Annotated in this window: 7 protein-coding genes; 2 read left to right on the top strand and 5 right to left on the bottom strand. The window is 65.4% G+C overall.

Annotated features, from left to right (window positions below):
• Nucleotides 1–314 precede the first annotated feature (314 nt).
• Entirely contained in the window at nt 315–1019 is a 705-nt protein-coding gene (locus QOD90_RS23700; RefSeq protein ID WP_526353658.1) for a Rieske (2Fe-2S) protein, read from the bottom strand.
• A complete protein-coding gene (locus QOD90_RS23695; RefSeq protein ID WP_526353656.1) occupies nt 1019–1579 on the bottom strand; it encodes an RNA polymerase sigma factor in 561 nt (186 codons plus the stop codon). Before QOD90_RS23695 ends, QOD90_RS23700 begins: the two co-directional genes overlap by 1 nt.
• Nucleotides 1580–2007: 428 nt before the next feature.
• Between QOD90_RS23695 and QOD90_RS23690 the strand changes: the two genes are divergently transcribed.
• Complete coding sequence (locus QOD90_RS23690; RefSeq protein ID WP_526353654.1) at nt 2008–2340, top strand: hypothetical protein; 333 nt, start codon at nt 2008–2010, stop codon at nt 2338–2340.
• A 34-nt stretch (nt 2341–2374) separates the two neighbouring features.
• Here the strand turns inward: QOD90_RS23690 and QOD90_RS23685 are convergent, their stop codons facing one another.
• The 3 genes from QOD90_RS23685 to QOD90_RS23675 all read right to left on the bottom strand — a co-directional run bounded on the left by QOD90_RS23685 (nt 2375) and on the right by QOD90_RS23675 (nt 4786).
• On the bottom strand, nt 2375–2827 hold the full coding sequence (locus QOD90_RS23685) for a limonene-1,2-epoxide hydrolase family protein (protein ID WP_526353652.1): 453 nt from the start codon (nt 2825–2827) through the stop codon (nt 2375–2377).
• A gap of 72 nt (nt 2828–2899) precedes the next feature.
• Complete coding sequence (locus QOD90_RS23680) at nt 2900–4030, bottom strand: VOC family protein (protein WP_526353650.1); 1131 nt, start codon at nt 4028–4030, stop codon at nt 2900–2902.
• Nucleotides 4031–4213: 183 nt separating this feature from the next.
• On the bottom strand, nt 4214–4786 hold the full coding sequence (locus QOD90_RS23675) for a TetR/AcrR family transcriptional regulator (RefSeq protein WP_526353648.1): 573 nt from the start codon (nt 4784–4786) through the stop codon (nt 4214–4216).
• Between the two features lie 172 nt (nt 4787–4958).
• On the opposite strand from QOD90_RS23675, the gene QOD90_RS23670 reads away from it, so the two are divergent.
• Nucleotides 4959–5535 (top strand): lysophospholipid acyltransferase family protein (locus QOD90_RS23670; protein WP_526353646.1); only part of this gene is annotated, 577 nt, incomplete at its 3' end.

Below are 5535 nucleotides of genomic sequence, written 5' to 3'. Positions count from 1 at the left end.
GTGCTGGCCTGGGCCCCGAACGTGATCGACGGGTTGGTCGCAGGCGCGCCATCCGGACCCGAGCCTGAACAGCCTGCGAGCAGGAACGTGGCGGTTACCGCGGCCGTCGGCAGCACCGTCAGCGCGTAGCGGGGCAAGAGAATCATTGCGGAGGTAGGCCTTTCGTGATCGATGCGCCATGCGCGCGAATGCGGAGCGCTCACCAACTAGATAGGGCGACGGGTTACAACACCGGGCTGACGCGCGGGCATGGCTGTACCAACGGTTTGAGGAAGGCGACCAGACGGGAGTGTCAGCCCGCGGCGGAGGTGGTGTCAGGCGGGTTCGGTGGGGGCGAACACTTCGATGGCGCCGTCGCGTTCGCGAACCTGGATCTTCGGCAGGGGCGCCGGCGAGACCGCTAGTTGATAGCTCAGGACTTCGCCGCCGGGGGAGAACGAGGTTGTGTGGCAGGGGCAGCGCAGCCGGTTGTCGGGTCGGTCGAAGAACAGCTTGCACCCCTGGTGGGTGCACACGCCCGACACCGCCTCGGGTCGGCCGTCGACGCGGCGGACGAACCCGCTGACCGACCCCAGCTCGAAGCGGTGCATCCCCGTCTCGGAGACGTCGGTGCTGGACGCCACCACCTGCCAGGTGCCGTCATTGGGGGTCAGTTCGGAGCTGGCGGGCGGCGATGCGGCAGTCTCGCCGCTGCCGGCGCTGAAGAGCAGGCGGTCCGCGGTGACCGCGGTGACGGCGGCGGCCGCGGCCGCCGAGGTGCCGACGATGACCTGGCGACGCGTCGCGCCGGTCCGGCCGGTCGCGGGTGCGGGTGGTTGGGCGCCGTCCATTTGGGCGGCGAGGCGGCGGTGCAGATCGGAGAGGAACTCTGCGCGGGGGGCATCGGCGCCGGGCCGTGCGGCCTGCAATTCGATGGCGGTGCGGATCTGAGCGGCTTCGAAGTCATCGGGCGCAAAGGGTCGGGGGCGGCGTCCGCCAAGGAGGTCATCGACGTAGCGTGCGCGGTCCCGTGCGTTCATCACCGCTCCTCCTTGGTCTCGTCGGTATCGCTGACCTGTGCTGCCAAGCGTAGAGCGCGATGCTGCAGAACCTTGGCGTTGGCGACGCTGACGCCGAGTTCGGCGGCGGAGTCCTTGATCGAACGACCCTGCAGAAACCGCAATTCCAGTATTCGGCGGTAGTTGTCGGGAAGCGTTGCCAATGCGGCGGCGGCGCGTTGCGGGGCGGTGCTGATGGCCTCCTCGCCGTCGGGGGCGGCGACGTCGACGTTGTCGATGGAGGTGATCTCGCGACCAAGGGTGGACCGCCAGTGCGCAGCCAGCACCGTGCGCGCGGTGGCCCGCAGGTAAGCACGGACCTCGGCCGCCGACGCTGAGATGCGCAGGGGGCCCATCGCCGCGAGGAAGACCTCCGCAGTGAGATCTTCGGCGTCGGCGCGGTTACCCACCCTTGCGAACAGTGTGCGGTACACCCAGGTGACGTTGTCCTGGTACACCGCTTCCCAATCCCGGTACGGGCCCTCAACGCCAGGTACCGCCCGCAGGACCCTCGGCGCATCAGGATCACGCTGCGCCACCATTCGGTCGCCCCATCCCTCACGTCGGTCCAGCCGGTTAACCGCCCACACCTACTAGATAGTCACCCGGGTTACACCCAACACCCCTGCTGGCCACGATGTCGCCGGATTCAGCACACATCCGACCGGTTGAAAAATTGCGCCCACGTGCCGGTCCTGTCACGACTGTGAAGCTGGCTACGCGAAATGGCGATTTAGCGTCGCCACATTCACGCTCGCGGGGGCTGATGCGGGAAGTTGCCTGGATTGCCAGTCGGCGAGAGGTCGACGTGAGCGCGTATGCGTCTGCACAGCAACGGTATTGATTCAGCGAGTTCGCTCCGTAGCGGACGGTGTGACGCAGCGGGAGTAACTCCTAGCCCTATCTCTATTCGTAAGGCACAGCGAGACCCTCAGAAGCCCACCTCTGGACGCACGATGAAGGAAAACCAATGCGAATCAACGAGGTCATCCACACCGGACTCACGTCTTGCGTGTTCAAAACTGCCACCGTCGGCGCACTGGCGGCCGCTGGACTGGCGCTGGCCGGCGCGGCTACCGCGGCGTCCACCGTTTACGGCAACGCCCAGGACACCATCAGTGGCCTGCAAGCCCAGGGTTACAGCGTGCAAGTCAACGGAACAGCCGACGACCCGATGACCGAGTGCACCGTCACCGGGGTGACCGGATTGTCGGATTCCAACGTCGATGCAGCGGGCCGGCTGCTCGACCCGACCAAGTTCACCACCGCGCACGTCGACATCACCTGTCCCGACGTTCACTAATCGCGGAAGCCTGCGGATCGTTCGCGGGCGGCTGTCAGAGCGTTCGCCGCAGCGTCGGAATCGCGATGGCTGCAACGCCGCGAACGCTTCCCTTGAACATGTCGAAGAGGTCGAAGTAATCACGCCACAACGTGATCCGGCCGTCACGTACTTCGAATACACCGCACACCCAGAAATGTGCCTGAAACGGCCCGATGATGATCGCGTCAGTGCGCTCGGTCAGAACGGAGGTGCCATCGGTCACGATCCGGTGGATCCTGACGTCCCAGCACAGCCATGGCATCTTGGCTGCCATCCGACGGAACGTCGTCACGATGCGCTGGCCCCCACGCAAAGTCGGATAGCCCACGTTCTCGTAGACCACGTCGTCGGCGAGCAACGCCTCAACCGTGTCGAAGTCCTTGTCGCGCAGAACCGCATGAAGAAACGATTCGACGACCGGCGCCACGTCGGGCACCAATCCATTGACAACTTGGCGGTCATCCATCGGGAGAGCGTAATCCGTTTTCTCCGTTGGAGAATCCCGATCGCGTTGAGCGGTGGTCGTTGCGAACGCTGTTCACGAGCTGGCTACCCTCAGCAGGCCGATGAGGCGTTTGACGTCGAATTCGTTGTCGTCGCGCAGCGCACCGATCAGAGAGCGCGCTTCGTGGGGGAGGGTTCTGGGGCTGGTGCCGAGGAAGTCCTTGGTGGCCGGAGGTCCCCATTGGGCCAGCCCCGACGCCGTCATCGGCGTCCAGCCGGGCTCGAGCGTCGAGTCGAACACGTCGCCGTCGGTGAAGTGCTCGACGAGCAATCCGTCGGGGTCGCGCCAGTAGTCGAAGAGTTGACTGCCCTGAATGTGGCGGCCGATTCCCCAGGACCGGAAGTAACCGCGATCCGCGAGATACTCGCCGCCGGCGGCCAGCGCGTCGAGATCGCAGACCTCGTAAGCCGAGTGCACATAACGGTTTTGCGGTCCCAATGCCAGTGCCAGCGTGTGATGATCGCTGGCGGCCATGCCACGGTCGCAGCGAATGAAGCTCATCGCCGGGCCTCGAGCGCGCTGACCGGGGAAGAATTGGAAGTCGCTGACGATCATCCCGAGGTTGTCGAGGTAGAAGTTGAGCGCCTTGGTGTACTTGGTGCTCTGCAACACCACGTGCCCGAGTCGCTGAACGCTGGTGGGTTCCCGTGGCGGGCGCTGCATCGCGTTGATGCGGCGCACCTCGTGGCCGAAGTTGAAGGTGTGCGGGGATTGCGGTGGAAGTGCCGCGAGTTCGTGCGTTCCTGCTACGACGCGGACGAGAACGTCACTGGGGTCGACCAGGTCGACCGTCAGTCCGCCAATGGTCTCGGGCAGCGGGCGGGTGGTGGTACCGGTCGCCGCGGCCAGTCGAAGCAGATCGGCGTCGTCGGCCGCTTTGAACGCCGTTCCGATGAACCGCGAGCGAGGGCCTCGTCGCAGGATGAGGCACGGCGTACCGGGATCGGTTCCCCGCAGTTGTAGCTCATCGGGCGTCCGCAAGACCGTGCCGAAGCCGAACGCGTGCGCGAACGTCTCCGCGCGAGCCAAGTCGGGCTTCTCGAACTCCAGCCAGGCGATGTCATGGACCTTGATCACCGGGTTGCGCGATCGCCCGGGGTGCTCGCCGGGTCGTGCGCCCTGCTCGCTGTGCAGGTCGCTATGGGCGCCGACGGTTGTGTTCATTCCATCCCCTCAACCATTGCTGACGAAATCGTCACATACGACGTAGCGCTCAGTCAAGGCATCTGACGAAATCCTCAAGCATGAGTTTCTTCGCAATGAACCGTTATGTGGGCTGACTACTGGTCACGGCGGCCGGAGGTCGGCAGGGCGCCCGGTTAAGCAGAAAGGGGGAGCGATCAAGCCCTAGGAGCGTGCGGCGATGATCCGGGTGGCGGCCTCGACGGCGGCGGCACGATGGCGCGCGACGAGCGCGGGGTCGTCGGTCCCGGCCTCGGGGTGTGGCATGGTCGCCCACGCGAGGCCGACGCCGAACAGTAGGGGGAGTAGGTCGATGGGTTGCCAAGAGCGGTCGACATGGCCACTGGCTTGGGCGGCCTCGATCGCAGCGATGGCGTGCCCGAAGATCGGCTGGCCATCGTCGGTTCGAGGTTCGTCGAGGGTGAAGCCCTCCAATCTCGCCCAGGTGATCATGCGAAGGTGCTCGGGTTGACTGCGGGCGAGGTCGTAGACGCCGCCGACGAAGTCGGGCACGTCATCGGGACGCAATGCGACCCCGTCGAAGAACGCGGCGAAATCGGCGGCCACCACTTCGCGAAACAGCGATTCCTTGTCGCCGAAGTGGGCGTAGAGGCGTTCCTTGCTCGCCTGGGCCGACCGCGCGATGCGGTCGATCCGCGCGCCCGCCAGTCCGCATTGAGCGAACTCGGCTCGGGCCGCAGCCAAGATCTCATCGCGCAGCTCGATGGTGGTTCTCACAGGAGAATCATACTCAAACGAACTAGTTCGTTTGTTAGGGTGGTGGCGGATAGAAGGAAATGGCGACAGCTAGGGAGTTCGTGATGAGTGTGGAGAGTTTCGTGGAGCCGTCGATTGCGGCGATGCCGCGCGGCGGCCCGGCCGCGCTGGACTCGAAGGATTCCCGACGCCGATGACTAAACCAGTCAACATCGACGCGATCATCGATCAACCCCAGCGGGTCCGCGCGTGGCGTCGTGTCGTCGAGACCATCGCAGACGGGATCACACCGTTGGTCGATCTATACCGCCCCTACGTCGATGGGCTGCACGGTCTGCCCCGCGATGGCCGATTCCTGTTGGTAGGCAACCACACCCAGATCAGCTCGGAGGGACCTCTGATCGCCTATCTCGTGCGCCGTGAGATCGGCATCCGGGTGCGGCCGCTGACCGACAGGAGGATGGGCTCAATGCGCGGTCTCAACGGCGATATCTTCGCCGCCTGCGGCGCCGTCGTTGGGGCGCCGGAGACCGCCCGCGAATTGATGCGCCACGACGAACCCATCCTGGTGTTTCCCGGCGGTGGACGCGAGATCGTCAAGTTCAAGGGCGAGGAGTACATCCTGCGCTGGCAAGGACGCGCCGGATTCGCGCGCCTGGCAGTGGAGAACGACTATCCGATCGTGCCCGTCGGGCTCGTCGGCGGCGACGACGTCTACCGGAGCCTGACCACGCGTGAGGGCCGATGGGGGCGCCTGAGTGGACGCCTGA

It is taken from the genome of Mycobacterium sp. (genome assembly GCF_032161845.1).
In the GTDB taxonomy this organism is placed as follows: domain Bacteria; phylum Actinomycetota; class Actinomycetes; order Mycobacteriales; family Mycobacteriaceae; genus Mycobacterium.
The sequence above is the reverse complement of the archived record's forward strand: the minus strand, read 5'-3'. Positions and strand labels throughout refer to the sequence as shown.